General features: G+C 67.8%; 20 protein-coding genes. 18 read left to right on the plus strand and 2 right to left on the minus strand.

Annotated elements, in window-relative coordinates:
• Window positions 1-209 precede the first annotated feature (209 nt).
• Window positions 210-1244 (plus strand): NAD-dependent epimerase/dehydratase family protein, encoded by a 1035-nt coding sequence (locus JOF55_RS12640; RefSeq protein WP_310273821.1) that lies wholly within the window; start codon window positions 210-212, stop codon window positions 1242-1244.
• Between the two features lie 10 nt (window positions 1245-1254).
• Entirely contained in the window at window positions 1255-2259 is a 1005-nt protein-coding gene (locus tag JOF55_RS12645; RefSeq protein ID WP_310273823.1) for a lysophospholipid acyltransferase family protein, read from the plus strand.
• A gap of 58 nt (window positions 2260-2317) precedes the next feature.
• On the opposite strand, the gene JOF55_RS12650 is transcribed toward JOF55_RS12645, so the two are convergent.
• Window positions 2318-3187, minus strand: coding sequence for an HAD family hydrolase (locus JOF55_RS12650; protein ID WP_374727479.1), 870 nt, complete (start codon window positions 3185-3187; stop codon window positions 2318-2320).
• 289 nt (window positions 3188-3476) lie between these two features.
• Window positions 3477-4175 (minus strand): sigma-70 family RNA polymerase sigma factor, encoded by a 699-nt coding sequence (locus tag JOF55_RS12655; protein WP_310273827.1) that lies wholly within the window; start codon window positions 4173-4175, stop codon window positions 3477-3479.
• Between the two features lie 407 nt (window positions 4176-4582).
• Between JOF55_RS12655 and JOF55_RS12660 the strand changes: the two genes are divergently transcribed.
• The 16 genes from JOF55_RS12660 to ccsB all read left to right on the plus strand — a co-directional run bounded on the left by JOF55_RS12660 (window position 4583) and on the right by ccsB (window position 20262).
• Window positions 4583-4828: a glutaredoxin family protein gene (locus JOF55_RS12660; RefSeq protein ID WP_374727480.1), complete on the plus strand. Its 246-nt coding sequence runs from the start codon at window positions 4583-4585 to the stop codon at window positions 4826-4828.
• A gap of 368 nt (window positions 4829-5196) precedes the next feature.
• Window positions 5197-6066, plus strand: a complete 870-nt coding sequence (locus JOF55_RS12665) for a redox-sensing transcriptional repressor Rex (RefSeq protein WP_310273831.1) — start codon at window positions 5197-5199, stop codon at window positions 6064-6066.
• Window positions 6063-7481 carry a glutamyl-tRNA reductase gene (locus tag JOF55_RS12670; protein WP_310273833.1) on the plus strand — a complete coding sequence of 473 codons (1419 nt, stop codon included), beginning with the start codon at window positions 6063-6065 and terminating at the stop codon, window positions 7479-7481. The genes JOF55_RS12665 and JOF55_RS12670 overlap by 4 nt, the downstream gene beginning before the upstream one ends.
• Window positions 7478-8413, plus strand: coding sequence for a hydroxymethylbilane synthase (gene hemC / locus JOF55_RS12675; RefSeq protein WP_310273835.1), 936 nt, complete (start codon window positions 7478-7480; stop codon window positions 8411-8413). The genes JOF55_RS12670 and hemC overlap by 4 nt, the downstream gene beginning before the upstream one ends.
• An 18-nt stretch (window positions 8414-8431) precedes the next feature.
• Window positions 8432-9964, plus strand: coding sequence for a bifunctional uroporphyrinogen-III C-methyltransferase/uroporphyrinogen-III synthase (locus JOF55_RS12680; RefSeq protein WP_310273837.1), 1533 nt, complete (start codon window positions 8432-8434; stop codon window positions 9962-9964).
• Between the two features lie 114 nt (window positions 9965-10078).
• On the plus strand, window positions 10079-11080 hold the full coding sequence (hemB, locus tag JOF55_RS12685) for a porphobilinogen synthase (RefSeq protein WP_310273839.1): 1002 nt from the start codon (window positions 10079-10081) through the stop codon (window positions 11078-11080).
• 1 nt (window position 11081) lies between these two features.
• Window positions 11082-11669, plus strand: coding sequence for a hypothetical protein (locus tag JOF55_RS12690; protein WP_310273841.1), 588 nt, complete (start codon window positions 11082-11084; stop codon window positions 11667-11669).
• A gap of 59 nt (window positions 11670-11728) precedes the next feature.
• Window positions 11729-12520: a hypothetical protein gene (locus JOF55_RS12695; protein ID WP_310273843.1), complete on the plus strand. Its 792-nt coding sequence runs from the start codon at window positions 11729-11731 to the stop codon at window positions 12518-12520.
• Between the two features lie 22 nt (window positions 12521-12542).
• Window positions 12543-12998 (plus strand): hypothetical protein, encoded by a 456-nt coding sequence (locus tag JOF55_RS12700; RefSeq protein ID WP_310273845.1) that lies wholly within the window; start codon window positions 12543-12545, stop codon window positions 12996-12998.
• Window positions 12977-13537, plus strand: a complete 561-nt coding sequence (locus tag JOF55_RS12705; RefSeq protein WP_310273847.1) for a hypothetical protein — start codon at window positions 12977-12979, stop codon at window positions 13535-13537. The genes JOF55_RS12700 and JOF55_RS12705 overlap by 22 nt, the downstream gene beginning before the upstream one ends.
• A 643-nt stretch (window positions 13538-14180) precedes the next feature.
• Window positions 14181-15518: a glutamate-1-semialdehyde 2,1-aminomutase gene (gene hemL, locus JOF55_RS12710; protein WP_374727481.1), complete on the plus strand. Its 1338-nt coding sequence runs from the start codon at window positions 14181-14183 to the stop codon at window positions 15516-15518.
• Window positions 15515-16150, plus strand: coding sequence for a histidine phosphatase family protein (locus JOF55_RS12715; RefSeq protein ID WP_310273851.1), 636 nt, complete (start codon window positions 15515-15517; stop codon window positions 16148-16150). The genes hemL and JOF55_RS12715 overlap by 4 nt, the downstream gene beginning before the upstream one ends.
• Window positions 16147-16743, plus strand: coding sequence for a TlpA disulfide reductase family protein (locus tag JOF55_RS12720; protein ID WP_310273853.1), 597 nt, complete (start codon window positions 16147-16149; stop codon window positions 16741-16743). Before JOF55_RS12715 ends, JOF55_RS12720 begins: the two co-directional genes overlap by 4 nt.
• A 77-nt stretch (window positions 16744-16820) precedes the next feature.
• Complete coding sequence (locus JOF55_RS12725; protein ID WP_310273854.1) at window positions 16821-17600, plus strand: cytochrome c biogenesis CcdA family protein; 780 nt, start codon at window positions 16821-16823, stop codon at window positions 17598-17600.
• On the plus strand, window positions 17600-19246 hold the full coding sequence (gene resB, locus JOF55_RS12730; RefSeq protein WP_310273856.1) for a cytochrome c biogenesis protein ResB: 1647 nt from the start codon (window positions 17600-17602) through the stop codon (window positions 19244-19246). Before JOF55_RS12725 ends, resB begins: the two co-directional genes overlap by 1 nt.
• A complete protein-coding gene (ccsB, locus tag JOF55_RS12735; protein WP_310273857.1) occupies window positions 19246-20262 on the plus strand; it encodes a c-type cytochrome biogenesis protein CcsB in 1017 nt (338 codons plus the stop codon). The genes resB and ccsB overlap by 1 nt, the downstream gene beginning before the upstream one ends.
• Window positions 20263-20387: the final 125 nt, after the last annotated feature.

Consider the following 20387-nt stretch of genomic DNA (forward strand, 5'->3'; position numbering starts at 1 on the left):
GCGCCTGCTTGCGTCGATGGTTGCTCGGGCCGCCTCGGGTGACTCCTCGCAGCGGACACGCCGAACACTCTTTCGTGCGTTTCGGGGAAGACCTGCCGCGTCGCAACCCCGAAACGCCGATGTGTCGGCGGTAGTATCGCGAGCGTACGTCCGTAGTCGGCATGCGCCTCGCTGCTCGACTGTGCGGGCGAGCGAGCGCAGGGAGACACATGGCGCCGAACGTCGTTCTGGTGACCGGCGTCAGCCGGTATGTGGGTGGGCATCTTGCTGCCCGCCTCGCGGCCAACCCGGCTGTCGAACGGATCATCGGAGTGGACACCGTTCCTCCGCACCGGGAGTTGCTCCGACGGATGGGCCGCACCGAGTTCGTCCGGGCGGACATTCGCAACCCGTTGATCACGAAGATCATCGGTAACTCCAAGGTGGACACGGTTGTGCACGTGTCCATGAGCGACCACGGCAGCCCGGGGAACCGAGCCGTGCTGAAGGAGATGAACGTCATCGGGACCATGCAGCTGCTGGCCGCGTGCCAGAAGTCGCCCCTGGTGCGCCGGATGATCGTGAAATCCACCAGTGCGGTGTACGGGGCGAGTCCGCGCGACCCGGCGATGTTCACCGAGGACATGGGCCCCAAGGACCTGCCGTCTTCCGGTTATGCGAAGGATGCGGTGGAAGTGGAGGGCTACGTTCGCGGTTTCGGTCGCAGGCGACCGGATGTGGACATCACGACACTGCGCTTTGCGAACCTCATCGGACCGCGGGTCGATACCGTACTCACCCGGTATTTCGAACTGCCCGTGGTTCCGACGGTGCTGGGATACGACGCCCGGCTGCAGATGCTGCACGCCGAGGATGCCCTGGAGGTGCTGGAGAAGGCCACCGTCGACAACATCCCCGGTGTGTACAACGTCGGCGGCGACGGCGTACTGATGCTGTCCCAGGCGATCCGCCGGGCGGGCAGGGTATCGATGCCCGTGCCGAGTTCGGCGGTTTCTCCGGTCAGCAAATTCTTCCGGAGCGCACGGCTGGTGGATTTTTCGCCGGAGCAGGTGCGGTTTTTGAACTTCGGTCGCGTGGTGGACACGACCAAATTGCGTGAACAGTTCGGTTTTGTTCCGGGGTGGACGACCCGCCAGGCTTTTGACGACTTCGTCCGGGGGCACGGTCTGCATTCGATGATCGATCCCGACCATGTCATGGCCGTGGAACGTGGCATCGATGATGCGATCGCGAAGCTGCGTTGAGGGAGGACCGATGGCGGACGCGAGAGTGATTCCGCTGCATCCGGAGAACGGGAGCGCGGCGCGGCCCGCCGACCGGGGCGACAGCGGGCGTGGCTCGTCGGTGTCGCATTCGCGGAGCTCGCCGGATTCCGGCGACGAGTCGCGCGACGAGTCGGCATCGCAGGACGGTCCGGGATCGTGGGATGAAACCGTTGCGGACGCATTGGCGTTCGCACGCCGCCGGGTGCTCGGTGACTACGAGGTCGACGAATTCGGGTTCGACCCCGAACTGACGGACCATCTTTTCCTGCCTTCCTTGCGGCCGTTCTACGAGAAGTGGTTCCGCGTGGAAGCGATGGGCCTGCACAATATTCCCGCCGAATCGGGTGCCCTGGTGGTCGCCAATCATTCGGGAACACTGCCGTGGGACGCGTTGATGACCACGGTCGCCCTGCGGGACCACCATTCCGCCGCACGGCAGTTGCGGATGCTGGGGGCCGACCTGGTGTTCCGGATGCCGGTCGTCGGTGCGCTGGCCCGCAAAACGGGACAGACACTGGCGTGCAATCCGGACGCCGAACGCCTGTTGCGCGGTGGCGAGCTCGTAGGAGTATGGCCGGAAGGGTTCAAGGGGATCGGGAAACCCTTTCGGGATCGTTACAAGCTGCAGAGGTTCGGCCGTGGCGGATTCGTCTCGGCGGCGATACGGACCGGTGTTCCGATCATTCCGTGCTCGATTGTCGGTGCGGAGGAAATCTATCCGAAGCTCGCCGACATCAAGCCCGTCGCACGGTTGCTGGGACTGCCTTACTTCCCGGTGACACCACTGTTCCCGCACTTCGGGCCGCTGGGCACGGTGCCGCTTCCCTCGAAGTGGTACATCGAATTCGGTGAGCCGATCGAAACCGCGCCGTACCAGGAAGGCTCGGAGAATGATCCGATGCTGGTGTTCAACCTGAGTGATCAGGTCCGGGAAACGATCCAGGAAACCCTGTATCGGTTGTTGGCCCAGCGCCGGAACGTGTTCCTCGGTTGATCGCCCTGGGCTGATCGCACGGAGTTGATCGCATGAGGCTGACCGCGTGGGGCGGCCGCTACATGTAGTCGCGACGACGGTAGGCCAATCCCGCGGCGATCGCCCCGGCGACCGCTCCGGCACCGAGCATCGAGTGCATTCCGATCCGTGCGGCCTTCCGCCCGGTTCGGAAGTCGCGGATTTCCCATCCCCGTGACCGGGCGACATCGCGGAGGCGCTGGTCGGGATTGACGGCGACAGCGGTGCCCACCGCGGACAGCATCGGGACATCATTGGACGAGTCGGAGTAGGCGGTGCAGCGCCGGAGATCCAGGCCCTCACTCGTGGCCAGCGCCCGCACGGCATGAGCCTTGGCCTTGCCGTGCAGCATCTCCCCGACGAGGCGCCCGGTGTAGAGCCCGTGCGAGCTTTCGGCCACGGTGCCCAGAGCGCCGGTGAGTCCGAGGCGACGCGCGATGATCTGCGCCAGCTCGACGGGGGTGGCGGTGACGAGCCAAACCCGTTGACCCGCGTCGAGGTGCATCTGGGCGAGTGCCCGGGTACCCGCCCAGATGCGATCCGCCATGAGTTCGTCGTAAATCTCCTCGCTGAGTTCGACCAGGTCGGCGACATCGCGCCCGGCGACGAAGGAGAGCGCCTGTTCGCGGCTGGCTTGCACGTCCTCCAGATTCTCCTCGCCGCCGATCCTGAACTTGATCTGCTGCCACGCGAACCCCGCGAGATCCCCGGCCTTGAAGAACTTTCGTGCGGCCAGGCCTCGGGCGAAGTGGAAGAGGGAGGCGCCCATCATCATCGTGTTGTCGACATCGAAGAACGCGGCCGCGGTGAGGTCGGGTGGGGCGGTCAGTGAGCCGTCGAGTTCCGGAACCGCGGCGACGGCGGCTTCGGCCGACGCGTGACCCGCCAGTTTGGCGCTGTCGAGGGGGATCCCCTTGCTGGGTGCGGGCGCGCTTTCGCACGGTTGCTGACCGTGGTTCGCGCCATCGGCTGAGCTTTGCCGTGTCGGCACCGCCGCGCCTCCCGGTGTTCCTCCGGTGTTCCTTCGGGTCGGCCCTGGAGTCCAGGTCCGGTGACCAGGCTACTGATCATTGCTCAGCGGCCCGGTCGACAGACTCCTAGCTTAGAACCTGTAGCCGGTTTGATTGTTGACCCAAGCTGAATGTGGAGTGTTGTGTCGGTACGGCGCGCTCCGCGACCCGTGTGCCTGCTCGAGCTCCTCATCCCATGTCGTGGGGGAGTATGTGGGCGAGCCTGCGAATGGCACGGTGCTGGAGGGCTTTGATCGCCCCTTCGTTGCGCTGCATGATCTCGGCGGTCTCGGTGACGGAGAGACCTCGGAGAAATCGGAGTCGGATGCATTCGCGCTGATCCGGGTTGAGTTGTCGGACGCAGTTCAGCAGTTCCTCGTGCGCGGCTTCGGCCAGGACCTGCTGTTCGGGGCCGAGCTCGTGGGAGCGGGCGGTGGGCGAGGTGTCGATGAGCTCGGAAGTGGGGACTTCGAGCCGGTTCCGGCTGGATTTGACGTGGTCGAGGACGAGGTTCTTGGCGATGGTGATGAACCAGGCGGCGACATCGCGACCCTGGTAGCTGACGGAGGTGATTCGCCGGAGGGCACGCAGGAAGGTTTCGCTGGTGATGTCCTCGGCAAGGCAGGGATCACCGACCCGGGGCAGCACGTAGCGATAGATCAGCGGAGCGTACTGGCTGTAGAGCTGTCCGAACGCGCTGCTGTCACCGCCCTGGGCGGCTCGGACGTGCGCCCAGGTGTCCGCGGGGATGTTGGGTTCGTGGTGCTGGGCAGCCGTTCTGGTCACGGCGGGGGTGGTGGCCGGAGGACGGTGTCCGCTGCTTCGAGCGGCGGTGTGCCGGGGACTGAGCCGTACGGGGGGAGGGCCGAGGGTGTCGGGGGCGGTCATTGGCTCGCACCGCCTTCCACCAGGGTGGAGCCTCGAGCCCGCCGGAGTGGTGCGTGTGCGGGCGAGCGTCGTAACGCTGCTTGGCGGTGAACCGTGGCCTGGAGCATGTGCTGGTCCCTGGAGTCTTCGGATGCGGACGTGCGGGCCTGGGCGGCATCGGGTACAGGTCGTCGGGTTCGGCGAGCATACGTGTTGTTACTCCTCGGTAGGTAGTGTCTGAGCGGCATGGATTCGCTCCGTCTCGGGATGAGGGCGCTTCGTGGTCCGGCCGCACTGTGCTGACCGGTGATTTCGGCCACTTCCTCGGGCGGTGTCCGGTGCGTGATTTTTCGGCTCCGCACATGCGCGGGAAATGCCCACCGGCCTCGGTGGACAATGACGGGGACGAGCGATGAGTGAGGATGGCGATGAAGCCCGACCACGAGGTGACGCTGCTGGTCCGCGCGGACTGCCATGCGTGTGATGCGGCGGCCGCGGACATCCGACGGATCTGTGCCGAGCTGGAGGTTCCCTGGCACGCCGAGGATGTCGACTCCGACGCCGAGTTGCGGGCGGAGTACGGGGACCGCGTTCCGGTGATCCTGATCGATGGCGAGGAGCACGGGTACTGGGCGGTGGAGGAACAGCGTTTCCGGGCGGCGCTGCGCCGGTGACCGGGTGCCCGCTTCTTTTTGGCACGTCGAGGGCTTCTCGGGGATGATGCCGGAGGAAGGTTGTGGGGCCGGCAACTCGCCTCCGCTGCTGACTTTGTGCATACGTTCACAAATAGCTACGGTGGGCGGGGTCGGTTGCCGAGCTACGGTGGTAACCCCATCGGGTGAGCAGGGCCGGTGCTGGTCGTGCACGTTGCGGCATCATGGCTGGTGTGGCCGGTGTGGTCGCCTGCCGTTGTTATCGCAAAGCAGGTGATCGGACGTGCGAGGCCGGGCTGCGACGGCAGGCATTCCGGTGGCGGACATTGCGAGGCAGGGATTCCGGCCGAGTACGGGCGAAGTAGTAAGCGGGGCAAGGGAGAGCCAGCGTGACGGCCCATGGAGAGGGCATGGCCGACGACGATGCGGGAGCCACTGCGGACGTCTCGTCGGCGTCGCGGCAGTCGCCCGGGGAGGCCGACGAGCCCGAAGTCAGGGAGCGTGCCCGGGTGATTCCGGAAGCGGCCGTAGCGCGGCTTGCGGTGTACCTGCGGGTGTTGTCCGGTCTGGCCGACCGGGATGTGAGCACGGTCTCCAGCGAGGAACTGGCGGTTGCCGCGGGAGTGAACTCGGCCAAGCTCCGCAAGGACTTGTCCTACATCGGCTCGTACGGCACGCGCGGAGTCGGCTACGAGGTGGCGGTGCTGATCGGGCAGATCGAGCGCACGCTCGGGCTGACCCGCAAGCACAGCGTTGCCGTGGTGGGTATCGGCAACCTCGGTCACGCGCTCGCCAACTATGGGGGCTTCCCGAGCCGGGGCTTTCCCGTGTCGGCCCTGTTCGACCTCGACCAGGACTTGATGGGGGTGCCGGTGGGAGGCATCCCGGTCGATCACATCGACGACATCGTCGAGGTGTGCACCGAGCGCGAGATCACCATCGGAGCGATCGCCACTCCCGCGAAAGGCGCCCAGGAGGTGTGTGATCGTTTGGTGGAAGCCGGCGTGACATGCATCCTGAACTTCGCGCCCGTTGTTCTGCAGGTCCCGGAGGAGGTCGAAGTGCGCAAGGTCGACCTGGCCGTGGAGATGCAGATCCTGTCGTTCCACGTTGCCCGCCGTGGGCAGGGAGGGTCGGGGATGCCCGAGCCGGAGGTGTCCAAGAACGAAGCGGATGGTGACGATGCCGCGACAACGGCAGCGAACCACCGCATGAATACCGGGGTCGACCCGGTGGACGGGATGGTGGTTCGGCCGTGAACCTGCTCACCATCGGACTGTCACACAACAGCGCTCCGGTGCGGGTGCTGGAGCGTGTGTCGGTCGGTGCGGACGACGTCACCAAGCTCCTGGACGAGCTGCTGCACAGCGAGAACATCACCGAGGCGTTCCTGGTCTCGACCTGCAATCGGGTGGAGATCCATGCCGTTGCCGAGACCTTCCACGGCGGCCTGGACGATGCGACCGCCGTGCTCTCCCGGTACTCCGGTTTCGACGTTTCCGAGCTGGCCGACCACCTGTACGTCTACTACGCGGGCGCCGCGGTCGAGCACCTGTTCTCGGTGGCTGCGGGACTGGACTCGATGGTGGTCGGCGAGGCCCAGATCCTGGGACAGCTCCGGCAGGCCTACGGTGTCGCCGACGAGGCGGGCACCGTGGGAAAGACACTGCACGAACTGGCTCAGCAGGCCCTGCGGGTCGGCAAGCGCATCCACGCCGAGACCGGGATCGACTCCGCGGGAGCCTCGGTGGTCTCGGAAGCGCTCTCCGATGCCGAGTCGCTGCTCGGTAGCGTGGCAGGGCGCAGTGCGTTGCTGGTCGGCGCGGGCTCGATGGGGGCGCTGGCCGCGGCACAGCTCAAGCGTTCCGGCATCGGGGAGATGGTGATCGCGAACCGCACCGCCGCGAACGGTGAGCGGCTTGCGAACTCCTTGCGGGAAGAGGGAGTCGAGGCGCGGACCGTCTCACTGTCCGACCTGCCCTCCGTACTGGCCACCGCGGACCTGGTCGTGACCTGCACCGGCGCTGTCGGCGCGGTGGTGACGGCCGATGTGGTTTCCGAGGCACTGCCCGCTCGGGCGGAAGATCCCCCGCTGCTGTTCTGCGACCTCGGGCTTCCCCGGGACACCGCTGCGGATGTGGCCGAACTGCCCGGCGTGACCGTGGTGGACCTGGAAGCTCTTCAGCAGCGGCTGGCCGAGCAGAACGGCATCAGTGAGTCCGACCATGCGACACGGATCGTCACCGAGGAAGTGCGGTCCTACCTGGCCGCTCAGCGGTCCGCCGAAGTGACTCCGACGGTGACGGCGTTGCGGCGGCGTGCCGCCGAAGTGGTCGACGCCGAACTCCTGCGGCTGGACTCCCGGCTGCCCGAGCTGGATGGTGAGGTGCGCGAGGAGTTCACGCGCACCGTTCGCCGCGTGGTGGACAAGCTGCTGCACGCCCCGACGGTCCGGGTCAAACAACTCGCATCGGTACCGGGCGGCTCCGGCTACGCCGACGCTCTTCGTGAGCTATTCGAACTCGATCCGCAGACCGCCGCGGTCATCGGCACTCCGGCTGCCGACGATGCGCAGAAGTCGAGCCAGCCGACGGCGTCCGTTTCGCAGGCTCAGTCGCCCCGGACCTCCGCGGTGCTGCGTGATCGTCCGGAACAGGACGGTGAGGACCGTTGAACAAGACCCTTCGTATCGGCACCAGGGGCAGCGCCTTGGCAATGGCGCAGAGCTCCACGGTGGCCGAGGCATTGGAGCGCGCCGGCTACGCCACCGAGATGGTCCGGGTTTCCACGCCCGGTGACCGTTCTCAGGCACCGATCACCGAGATCGGTGTCGGTGTGTTCACATCCGCACTGCGGGAGGCTCTCGCCAACGGCGAGGTCGATGTCGCGGTGCACTCCTTCAAGGACCTGCCGACCGCGCCGGACCCCCGGCTGTCGCTGGCTGCCGTGCCCGCTCGGGAGGACCCGAGGGACGCACTGGTGGCCCGGGACGGTCTGACGCTCGGCGAATTGCCCCCGGGCTCCGCTGTGGGCACCGGTTCGCCGCGCCGCGCCAGCCAGCTCGAAGCTCTGGGCTTCGGTCTGGAAGTGCGCGGTATCCGTGGCAACGTGGACACCCGGATGCGCAAGGTGACGGACGGTGAATTCGACGCCGTCGTGCTCGCCCGCGCCGGGCTGGCCCGTGTGGGCCGGCTCGAGGTGATCACTGAATCGCTCGATCCACTGCAGATGCTGCCCGCGCCCGCTCAGGGTGCGCTGGCAGTGGAATGTCGCGTCGAGGACGTGGACACCGAGCACCTGCTGCAGTCCGTCATGGACGATTCGGCCAGCCGCGCCGCGGTGGCCGCCGAGCGCGCCATGCTGGCCGCGCTCGAGGCCGGCTGCAGTGCGCCTGTCGGTGCGCTGGCCGGAGTGGTGGAGGACCTCGACGAGGACGGTCGCGTGGCGCAGCGATTGTCCATGCGTGGGGTGGTGGCAACCGACGACAACGAGTTGCTGCGTGCCTCCGCCACTGGTGAGACGACCGCCGCTGAGCAACTGGGCCGTGATGTGGCCGACCAGTTGCTCGATGCCCGGGCCGCTTTGCTCAGCGGCCCCGGGCAGTAGTTGATGGGGAGTGCCTTGATGACCCGAGCACGTAATACCCCCGGACGAGTTGCTTTCGTGGGATCCGGTCCCGGCGATACGGGACTGCTCACCGTTCGGGCCCGGCATCTGCTCACGCACGCTTCGCTCGTGGTGACCGATCCGGATGTTCCCGCCGACGTGGTCGGCCTGGCAGACGAGGGTGCCGAGGTGCGTCCTGCCGTGGGCGATCCGGCGGATGTGGCAGGCAACCTGGCCACCGAGGCGAAGACCGGGCGCCCTGTGGTGCGTCTCGTGGCGGGCGATCCGCTGACCGCCGATGCGGTGGTTCGCGAGGTTCGTGCCGTGTCCGAGACCGATGTGGCGTTCGACGTGGTTCCCGGCGTCGCGGCCGGTACCGCGGTACCCACGTATGCCGGTGTGGCGCTCGGCGCGGTACGCACCGAGGTCGATGTGCGTGGCGAGGTGGACTGGGCGGCAGTGGCCGCCGTTTCGGGGACGGTGGTGCTGCACGCGACGGGGACTCACCTGGCGGAGGCGGCATCATCGCTGGTGGAGCACGGCCTCGCGCCGCAGACACCGGTCGCGGTGACCGCCTCGGGGACGACGGTCTCCCAGCGCACGATCGATACCACGCTGGCTTCGCTGGCCGCCGATGCCGGGGAACTGCAGGGCCCCCTGGTGGTCACGATCGGGGACGCCGCGGGAAGCCGCAAGGGACTGTCCTGGTGGGAGTCCCGCGCGCTGTACGGCTGGAAGGTCCTGGTGCCGCGCACCAAGGAGCAGGCCGGATCGATGAGTGAGCGGCTGTGGTCGCACGGTGCCGTCTCGCACGAGGTCCCGACGATCTCGGTGGAACCGCCGCGCAGTCCGGCGCAGATGGAGCGCGCGGTCAAGGGCCTGGTGGACGGCCGTTACCAGTGGATCGTGTTCACCTCGACCAATGCCGTACGCGCGGTGTGGGAGAAGTTCCACGAGTTCGGTCTGGACGCGCGTGCCTTCTCCGGCGTCAAGATCGCGTGCGTGGGCGAGGCCACGGCCGACAAGGTGCGTTCGTTCGGCATCACGCCGGAACTGCTGCCCTCCGGTGACCAGTCGAGCGAGGGATTGCTGCAGGACTTCCCGCCGCACGACGACGTGCTGGATCCCGTGGCCCGGGTGCTGCTGCCGCGCGCCGACATCGCCACCGAGACCCTGTCCGCAGGCCTCTCCGAGCGTGGCTGGGAGGTCGACGACGTGACCGCGTACCGGACGGTGCGTGCCGCGCCGCCGCCCGCCGAGACCCGAGAGATGATCAAGAGTGGCGGGTTCGACGCGGTGTGCTTCACCTCGTCGTCGACGGTGCGCAATCTGGTCGGTATCGCCGGTAAGCCACACGCCCGCACTCTGGTGGCCTGCATCGGGCCGAACACGGCGGAGACGGCCAAGGAGTTCGGCCTGCGGGTCGATGTCCGGCCGGAGGTGGCCCAGGTTCCGGCGCTGGTGGATGCGCTGGCCGAGCACGCGGCCCGCCTGCGTGCCGAGGGTGCCTTGCCGCCGCCGAAGAAGGCCAAGCGCGCTCGGCGTTCCTGAGGACGCGCCCGGGTGGGGTGGGCGGGAGCACCGCCGCCCCACCCGATGCCGGTGGCCCGGTGGCAGTGATGTGGCCGAGGTCCTGTCACAAGCACCTCTTCGAGGAGTCTTCCCATGTACCCGTCGCATCGTCCGCGCAGGCTGCGCCGCAATGCTGCCGTGCGCCGGCTGGTCGGAGAGACGACCGTCGAACCCCGGCAGCTGGTGCTGCCGATGTTCGTCAAGGAAGGCGCTGCCGAGCCGACCCCGATTCCTTCGATGCCGGGAGTGGTCCAGCACAGCCGGAACTCGCTGCGCAAGGCCGCGGTCGATGCGGTCGATGCCGGTGTCGGTGGCCTGATGCTGTTCGGCGTTCCCGAGCGGCGGGACGCGACCGGTTCCGGTGCCACCGACACCGATGGCATCCTCAACGTCGCGTTGCGGGATGTTGCCGCCGAGGTCGGTGACGCCACGGTGTTGATGGCCGACACCTGCCTGGACGAGTTCACCGATCACGGCCACTGTGGGGTACTCGACGAGCACGGCACCGTCGACAACGACCGCACGCTGCGGTTGTATGGGCAGATGGCGCTGGCGCAGGCCACCTCGGGAGCTCACATGGTGGCGCCCAGCGGCATGATGGACGGGCAGGTCGGTGTGATCCGGGATTCGCTGGACGCGGCCGGCTTCACCGACACCTCGATCCTGGCCTACTCCGCCAAGTACGCCTCGGCCTTTTACGGTCCGTTCCGGGACGCGGTGGATTCCCAGCTCATCGGTGACCGCAAGACCTACCAGCAGGACCCGTCCAACGGCCGGGAGGCACTGCGGGAGACCGACCTGGATCTCGCCGAGGGCGCGGACATGGTGATGGTCAAGCCCGCTCTGTCGTACTTGGACGTCATCCGGGAGGCCTCCGAGGTCGCCGATGTGCCTGTTGCCGCCTACCAGGTTTCCGGCGAGTATTCGATGATCGAGGCGGCGGTGGGCAACGGCTGGCTGGATCGGCAGCGCACCGTCCTGGAGTCACTGACCTCGATCCGCCGTGCGGGGGCGGACATCGTCCTGACGTACTGGGCGGCCGAGGCCGCACGGTGGCTCCGGCAGGAGCAGGGTACGGCGGAACGCGGAACCTGACGTGATCGAGCCGAATCGAAACCGGCCCTCGGGCGCGGACGTGGGAGGCGGGCACGGCCGGTCCGACGCACCGCAGCCGCCGCAGCCGGTGCGGCTGGCATGGTGGCTCTGGCTCGCGAGCGTCGTGGTGGGGTTCGTCCGCACCGTGGTGTTGCTCGCCGATCGCAGAATGCTGATCGAGCAGATGCGGCAGGTCGCACCGGAGCTGTCGCAAAGCGAGGTGGACGCCGCCGCGAACAGTGGAATCATGTTCACCCTGCTGCTGGCGCTGGCCATTGCCGCGGTGTACGTGCTGCTGGCGAACCGGATGGTGCAGGGACGGAACTGGGCGCGGATCGTGGTCGTCGTCCTCGCATCGTTCAGCGTGGTCCGAACATTGCTCATGCTGTTCGGGTTGGTTACGTTGGGGTCGACGGTGACCATGCAGGGCACGAGTGTGCGGATCGGCGCCCCGGACATCGTGTTCAACCTGATCGGACTCGGACTCAACGCGGCCGTGCTGGTGCTGATGCTGCGCCCGGAGGCGATCGGCTTCTTCCGGGAGGCAAGGCGGCGGTTTCTCGCGCAGCGAGCGAGCCGTTCCCGCTGATCCTGTGCCACCGATCCGGTGAGTGGACACAGCAGCCGGTGGTTTCTACTGTTTGGCGCGTGACGTCGCCGCAGGATCCATGGCAGCAGAATCAGCAACCGCCACTCGGCCAATATCCGCCGGGTCAGCAACCACCCGGCCAGTATCTCCAGCAGGGAACGCCGTCCGGAGGCTTTCCGCAGCAGGGCGGATACGCGCAGTATCCCCAGTACTCCCAATACCAGTACTTCCAGTACCAGCAACTCGAATACCAGCACCCGCAATACCCCGGTGATCCCCGGCAGGCTGGGTACCCGCAGAACCACCCCTATGCGGCGCCGCCGGTCTCCCCGCACGACATGGCCGGTGTGCCCCGGCCGAAGACGATCGAGGCCGCGTTCTGGATCGCGGTCGTGGTCCCGGTACTGGCCACGGTGATGTTCGTGGTGAGCACGTTCCTCCAGCGGGAGGCGATGAACGCGGTCCTCAGCTCCACCAGTGATCCGGACATCCAGGAGATGGCCGGTAGCGTGGCCATGGTGGGCATCGGCATCATGGTGTTCTTCTACGTGGTGCTGACCGGTCTCTGGATCCTGTTCGGGTTCAAGATGCGAGCGGGGCGGAACTGGGCCCGGGTCACCTTGACGGTGTTCGCGGGACTGTGGCTGTTCGTTTCCCTGCTCCAGCTGATGGGGGCTACGAGCACCACCATCACCGCCGGAGGCACGTCGACGTCACTGGACTCCTCCGGTACGGCGATGGCCTTGGCTTACACGACGGCAGCGGTGAGCTTCCTCGCGATGGTGGTGTTCATCGTGCTGGCCTATCTCCGGCCGTCGAACTGGTTCTTCCAGGCCGCTCGGCGCCGGTAGCGGCGTACCGGTGGCAGTTCTCATGAATGCCTCCTCGTCCGACAGGGACGACTCCGCTGCCGACAAGCCTCCGCGGGTGCTGCGTACCGCGGTCGGACTGTGGGGTGCGCTGGCCGTGTTCCTGATCGTCCGGGCCGCGGTCGCCTGGGTCGACGTCGATCGGCTGCACCGGCGGCTGATCGAGCAACCGGGGACGACGCCTGCGGAGGCGAGTTCGGCGGTTCGGTCCCTGCTGCTGGGGAACCTGGCGATCGCGGTGGCCCTGGCCGCCGCGTACGCGGGGCTGGCCTGGCTGATCCGGCAGCGGCACTGGTGGGCCCGAATCGCCGTGACGGTCCTCACGGTGGCGCATCTGGTGATGATTCTGGGCACGATGTCGCTGTCCGCGTCGAACGGGATCGTGGCGGTGTTGGCCTTGGTGGCCTGGGCGTGCTGTTGGCGGGCGGAGAGTACGGAATGGTTGAACGGCGAGCGGTAGCCAACAGCGCGGAGGCGGGAACCGTGCTGTACACCGAGGCGGGAGCGAGCTGGTGGCCGGTGCTCTGGGGGCCCGGCTTCGCCGGGCTCGGTGTCACCGTGGAGGGGCTCACGCGTACTCGTGGTCCGGTGCACGGCTCTCAGTGGCTGCTGCTGGCGGGGGCGTTCGCGGTGCTGGCCGCGGTGTGGGTGTACGGGCGTCGCCGCTGGTACTCGGTCCGGCTGACGTCCGCATCGTTGGTCGTGGGCCGTGCGGTCGTCCCGGTGTCCCGGATCGCTGCCGTGCCCGGTGTGGGCACGCCGAGGGGCGCGAAGGTGCTCGGTGGTGACTGGACCGTCCCGAGGGGAACTCGTGAGGTTCCGCTGCGGCTGTACGGCGACTCCTCCTGCGGTGCTTCCCCGCACGGCGAGCGCTCCTGCAATGAGGGTGGGGAGGACGAAGCCGGGGAGAACGGGCGCGTGGTCCTGGCGTGGGCCCGTCACCCGGAGGCACTGACGCAGGCGCTGCGCTCTCTGGTGGACCGGGAAATACCCGCCTGATCGTACCTCTCGCCGTGATTTTTGCAGTTTCGCGCGAAACTGCAAAAATCACCGTGCGACCCTGGTGGCTGTGCGCATTCCTGATTCCTCCGCCGACTCGGGGTCCGCCGGTTCGGAAACCGGCACGGTCGTGGCCGGTTCGCATACTCGGCGACGCCGTCCGTGGCAGGCCGTGCCCGCTGCGGCCGAACTCGTGGTCGCGGTGCTGCTGGTGCTCGCGGCATTGCGAGCGTGGGAGTGGGCCGTCGTTCCGATCGAGCTGCCCGGGTTGCCCGCTCCGAGTGAAGGTGTGACCCGGCTGCTGGGAAGCTGGATCGCGCTGGCCGTCCTCGCGGTGACGGTGGCCGGACTGCTGGTGCTGGACATGCTCCGCCGGTTCGCCTTGGCATCGTGGGGACAGCAACGGCAGCCCGTCCCCGAGCAGGGGCCTCCCGAGCAGGGAGCTCCGGGGGAGGGAGCTCCGAGGCAGGAGATGCCGGGCCAGGACATCCCGGATCGAACCGATCCACCCTCCGAGGCATTGCCCGCTTCGGGTGATGTCGCCGTCTGCGGTGGTCCGGTGCCCACCCACCCGACTTTCGGAACAGTCACCTCCTGCCAAACTGGGAGCGTGACAGCCGAAACCCCCACGAATCCGACATCCGTGAACCAGGCCTCGGAGCCCGGTGCGGACCCCGCGCCGCGGTCACGGCAGTTGTTCGACCGTGCCGAGGCGGTGATCCCCGGCGGTGTGAATTCGCCGGTACGCGCATTCCACTCGGTCGGAGGCAGTCCGCGCTTCATGGTGCGTGGCGAGGGCCCGTACCTGTGGGACGCCGATGACAACCGGTACGTGGACCTGGTGTCCTCCTGGGGGCCGATGGTCAACGGCCATGCGCATCCGGACGTCGTGCGCGCGGTACGCGACGCGGCCACCGATGGCCTGTCCTTCGGTACGCCCGGTGTCGGTGAGATCGACCTCGCGCAGGAGATCATCGACCGGGTCGATCCGGTGGAGCACGTCCGGCTGGTCAACTCCGGTACCGAGGCGACGATGAGTTCGGTCCGGTTGGCCCGTGCCTTCACCGGCCGCAACAAGGTGGTCAAGTTCTCCGGCTGCTACCACGGCCACGTGGACTCACTGCTGGCAGGCGCCGGATCAGGTGTGGCGACGCTGGGCCTGCCCGCCATCCCGGGCGTCACGTCGGCCCAGGCCGCGGACACGATCGTGGTTCCCTACAACGATCTCGAAGCCGTGCGGCAGGCGTTCACCGAGCACGGCGACGACATCGCGTGCGTGATCACCGAGGCGGCCGCGGGCAACATGGGGGCGATCGCGCCGGAGCCGGGATTCAACGCCGCGCTGCGCGAGATCACGCGCTCGGCGGGGGCGCTGCTGATCATGGACGAGGTGATGACCGGCTTCCGCGTGTCGTCGGCGGGCTGGTACGGCCTCGATGGTGTCGCCGGTGATCTGTACACCTTCGGCAAGGTGATGTCCGGAGGGCTGCCCGCGGCCGCATTCGGGGGACGCGCCGACGTGATGGACCTGCTCGCTCCGACGGGCCCGGTGTATCAGGCGGGCACGCTGGCGGGGAACCCGGTCGCGGTCGCGGCCGGCCTGGCGAACCTGCGTGCGGCGGACGCGGACGCCTACGCCGCTCTGGACCGCAATGCCCAGCGGCTCGGCGATCTGCTGGGATCCGCGTTGACCGCGGAGGGCGTGCCACATCAGGTGTCCTTGGCGGGCAACCTGGTCAGCGTGTTCTTCAGCGAGTCCCCGGTGCGCAACTTCGCCGACGCCCAGGCACAGCAGTCCTGGCGGTTCCCACCGTTCTTCCACGCGCTGCTGCAGCGGGGCGTGTATCCGCCGCCGAGTGCCTTCGAGTGCTGGTTCGTCAATGCCGCCATGGACGATGCCGCGTTCGAGGCGATCGAGCAGGCCGTGCCGCACGCCGCCGCGGCAGCAGCCGCGGCCACTGCGCCGGAGGCGGGTGCGTGAGCGGGAACAGAACCGTGGTGCACTTCCTGCGCCACGGGGAGGTGCACAATCCGGAGGGCATCCTCTACGGCAAGCTGCCGCACTTCCGTCTGTCCGAGGAAGGCGAGCGGCAGGCCAAGCTGGTCTCCGAGTTCCTCGCCGATCGCGATATCGCTCGGGTGGTGGCCTCGCCGATGCAGCGGGCGCAGCAGACGGCATCGCCGATCGCCGCGGCACACGGCCTGGAGATCGCCACCGACGAGCGGTTGATCGAGGCCGACAACCGGTTCGAGGGATGCAAGGTCTCGGTGGGTGACGGGGCGCTGCGCTCGCCACGGCACTGGCCGAAGCTGTGGAACCCGTGTCGTCCGTCGTGGGGCGAGCCCTATTGGGAGATCGCGCACCGGATGCTCGGTGCGGCGCATCGGGCCCGCGCCGAGTCCGAGGGGCAGGATGCGGTGTGCGTGTCCCACCAGTTGCCGATCTGGACGCTGCGGCGGTTCCTGGCGAGCAAGCCCCTCTGGCACGACCCCCGCAGGCGACAGTGTTCACTGGCCTCGTTGACGAGCCTGGTGTTTCGTGACGAGCAGCTCGTGCAGGTCGCCTACGTCGAACCCGCCGGTGAGAGCGACCCGGAAGCGAGTGGCGCATGACACGGCTGATGCGAGTCCTGGCGGCCTCCGCTGCGATGGTGCTGACCTTGATCACCGGTTGCGCCACGGAGGACGCCGTGTCCCAGGGGAACGAGTTCACCTTCGTCTCGCCCGGAGGCAAGACGCGGTTGTTCTACCCGCCGGAGGAACGTGGCCGGGTCACGGGACTGCACGGCGAGAGCCTGCTCAAGCAGGGCCAGGAGATCCGCCTGTCGGATTTCCGGGGCGAGGTCGTGGTGCTCAACGTCTGGGGCTCGTGGTGCGGCCCGTGCCGTTCGGAGGCCGATGACCTGCAGGCCGTGCAGGACCGGCTCGGTGACCGGGGGGTGCAGGTGCTGGGCATCAACGTCCGCGACGATCGCAGCTCGGCCGCGGACTTCGTGCGCAATTACGGCATCACCTTTCCCTCGATCTACGACCCGTCGGGACGCTCGATGCTGGCCCTGGACGGCTTCCCCCGCAGCACCGTGCCCGCCACGGTGGTCCTGGACCGCAAGCACCGGGTGGCGGCCATCTACCTGACGGAGATCACCGAGGAGGGGTTGCTCCCGAAGGTCCGCACGGTCGCCGGAGAGCAGTCATCCCGCCAGTGACCGGCTGCGATAACGGTGTGTCACCGGTCACCCGGGGTGGTGCGTCATGACCGAAGAGGCTTGCCTACCCTCGAACCGTGGATCCCACCGAGCTCGCCATCTCCGGTCCGTTGCTGTTCGCGGTCGGAATCGCGGCACTCGCCGGTGCGGTCAGTTTCGCCTCCCCCTGCGTCGTGCCGCTGGTTCCCGGATACCTGGCCTATCTGGCTGGTGTGGTAGGGGCCGAAGCACCGGCTGTGGATGCCTCGGAGGCGGGGCAGGTCCGGCGCGGGCGGTGGCGAGTGGCCGGTGCGGCCGCCTTGTTCGTGGCCGGGTTCACCGTCGTGTTCGCCGCCGCGACGCTGCTGCTGCTCGGGCTGTCCGATTCCCTGCTGGCGAACCAGTCACTGCTCCGCAGAGTCGGCGGTGTGGTGACGGTGGCCATGGGGCTGGTGTTTCTGGGCATGATTCCGGCGCTGCAGCGCGACGTCCGAGTGCACCGTGTTCCGAAGGCCGGGGTGTGGGGGGCACCGCTGTTGGGTGCTGTCTTCGGCATCGGCTGGACACCGTGTCTCGGCCCGACCCTCACCGGCGTCATCTCGGTGGCCGTGACCACCGAGGTCGGAGGCACGGCGGCGCGTGCGGGCCTCCTGGTTCTCGCCTACTGCCTGGGGCTCGGAATCCCGTTCGTGCTGCTCGCGCTGGGAGCGCGGTGGGCGGTGCGCAGTGCGGGCTGGTTGCGGCGGCGTGGCCGCGCCATTCAGCTCGCGGGGGGAACGTTACTCGTCGTGGTGGGCCTGATGCTGGTCACCGGCTTGTGGGGAGAGTGGATCGCGATGCTTCGTGGCCCGATCGCCGGTTTTGAGTTGCCGATCTGATGCGTGTTTCCTCCGTCGCCTCCGCCCTGGCCTTCCTGCGCAACACCTGGCGCGGGTTGACGTCGATGCGCACCGCACTGGTGCTGCTGTTCCTGCTCGCGCTGGCCGCCCTGCCTGGTGCGCTGCTGCCGCAGCGGTCGTTGAACCGTGCCAACGTGGAGGACTTCTTCGACACGTATCCGACGCTGGCGCCGATCCTGGACGCGGTGGGCGCGTTCAACGTGTTCAGTTCGGTGTGGTTCGCCTCGATCTACGTGCTGCTGTTCGTGTCGCTGGTCGGTTGCCTGGTTCCGCGCTGTCTGGAGTACCTGCGCCAGGCTCGTGCCAAACCGGTGCGCACTCCGCGCAATCTGGGGCGGATGCCACACCATGCCCAGGCCACTGTGGACGGATCGGTGGACGAGGTGATGGCCACCACGCGCAGGCGGCTGCGCGGATGGCGCAAGATCGAACACACCGAGGCCGATGGTGCTCGATCCATCAGCGCCGAACGTGGCTATCTGCGGGAGGCGGGCAATCTCGTCTTCCACTTCGCCCTGCTGGGGCTGCTGATCGCTGTGGCGGGTGGCGAGCTGTACAAATACGAGGGCCAGGTCATCGTCATGGCCGACGGGTCGAGTTTCTGCAACTCGGGCACCTACAACTACGACTCGTTCCGCCCCGGGCTCACCGTCGACGGCACCGAGCTGAGCCCGTTCTGCGTGCGGGTGGACGACTTCACCGTGGAGTACCTGCCCACCGGCCAACCCAGCGAGTTCCACGCCGAGATCTCCTACCAGTCCGGCCGGTCCCTGGAAAGCGGTGTCTGGAAGCACCATGACCTGGAGGTCAACAACCCGCTGCGTACGGCCGGAGACCGGGTCTACCTGACCGGCAACGGCTACGCACCACAGTTCACGGTCACGTTCCCGAACGGCCGGAGCCGGACCTCGACCGTCCAGTGGCAGCCGGTGAACACGACGACGATGCTCTCGCAGGGGGCGACGAAGTTCGACCCGCCCGGGATGCCCGACGAGCAGCGGCGGTATCAAAACCAGATCGCGATCACGGGCCTGTTCGCCCCGACCGCGTCCATGGACGGCAAGGTGCTCAGCTCGGGCTTCCCCGCGCTGCGGGACCCGGCCGTGGCCGTGGACGTGCTCAAGGGGAAGTTGGGGGTTTCGACGGGCCGCGGGCAGTCCATTTTCAGTGTGGACCAGTCGATGGTGGAGTCGGGCAAGCTCGACCGGGTCGCCAGGGAGAACCTGCGCGTGGGCGAGGAGATCCGGCTCGATGACGGCACCGTGATCCGTTTCGACGGCGTCAAGCGGTGGGTGAACCTGCAGGTCTCGCACAACCCGTTCCAGCCCTATGTGCTCGGCTGCGCCATGGCGATCATCATCGGACTCGGTGCGTCGCTGAGCATCAAGCGTCGTCGGGTGTGGGTACGTGCCGTACCCGAGAGTTCGCAGGTCTCGGCCCCGGCAGGCGGAGAGGCAGCAGCCCCGCGTACCTTGGTCGAAGTCGGCGGACTCGCCCGTACCGATCAGGCCGGATATGGCGAGGAGTTCACCAAGGTCTCCGGTGACCTGCTCGAATCGGGTGGCGGTTCCGCCGGTTCGGCGGAGGAGCGCAAGGCGGTATCCGCACGCGGAAGGAACAGTTGATGCCGGTCAATCAGGCACTGTCCAACTACAGTGACATGGCCTTCGCGACCTCGGTCGTGATCTACCTCCTCGCGATGCTGCTGTATTTCGGCGAGTTCGTCTACGGCAGGACGCGCGTCGCGGTCGGTGAGCGCAAGTCCGCACCGGCCATGGCCGGTGGAGACGGCACCGGTTCGGCCGACATGCCGGACCGGCCCGTGGTCGGCCGGGTCGAGACCCCGCGCAAGCGCCCGTGGCCCGAGCGCTTCGGGGGCATGGCCGTGTCGATGACCGTGCTGGGTGCGCTGGTGCACGCGGTATCGCTGCTGCTGCGGGGACTCGCCGTCGGGCGCGTGCCGTGGGGCAACATGTACGAGTTCGGTTCCGCGATCTGCCTCGCGGCGGTACTGGCCTGGCTGGTCATGCTGTTCCGCCAGTCCCGCGCGGTGCGCCGGGACGCCACACCCGCCCAGTTGCGCGGGCTCGGCGGTTTCGTGCTGCTTCCGACGGTCCTGTTGCTGTTCCTGTCCGGAACGGTCCTCTACGCCGATGCCGCGCCGCTGCAGCCCGCGTTGCAGTCGTACTGGATCTGGATCCATGTCTCCGCTGCCGTGATCTCCAGCGGGGCTCTGTTGTTCGCCGGGGTGGCGAGCTTGATGTTCGTGCTGCGGGTGCGGCACGAGAACAATCCGCTCAAGCTCACGCGGCTGGGCGGTCGCCTGCCCACCAGCCAGGCGCTGGATCGCCTCGCCTACCGCACCACGGTGTTCGTCATGCCGGTGTGGACCTTCGCGATCGTCGCGGGTGCGATCTGGGCCGAGGCCGCTTGGGGTCGTTTCTGGGGCTGGGACCCGAAGGAGACCACCGCCCTCGTCGCGTGGATCTTCTACGCCGCCTACCTGCACGCGCGGGCAACCCCCGGATGGCGGGGCGTACGCGCCGCGTGGATCAACATCCTCGGCTTCGTGGCGATGCTGTTCAACCTGTTCTTCATCAATATCGTGATTACCGGCCTGCACTCCTACGCCGGTCTCTGAGTTCGCGGCTGCCGGTGGCCGGACGCCGTGCAGTCCGCCCAACTTCGATCCCGGCTTTGATCTCGGATGTCTCCGGGTCTACCGTCGCGAGGGGATCGGAGGATCTCGATTCGCTCTGGAGGGGG

The sequence above is a fragment of the Haloactinomyces albus genome (assembly GCF_031458135.1).
Classification (GTDB): Bacteria; Actinomycetota; Actinomycetes; order Mycobacteriales; family Pseudonocardiaceae; genus Haloactinomyces; species Haloactinomyces albus.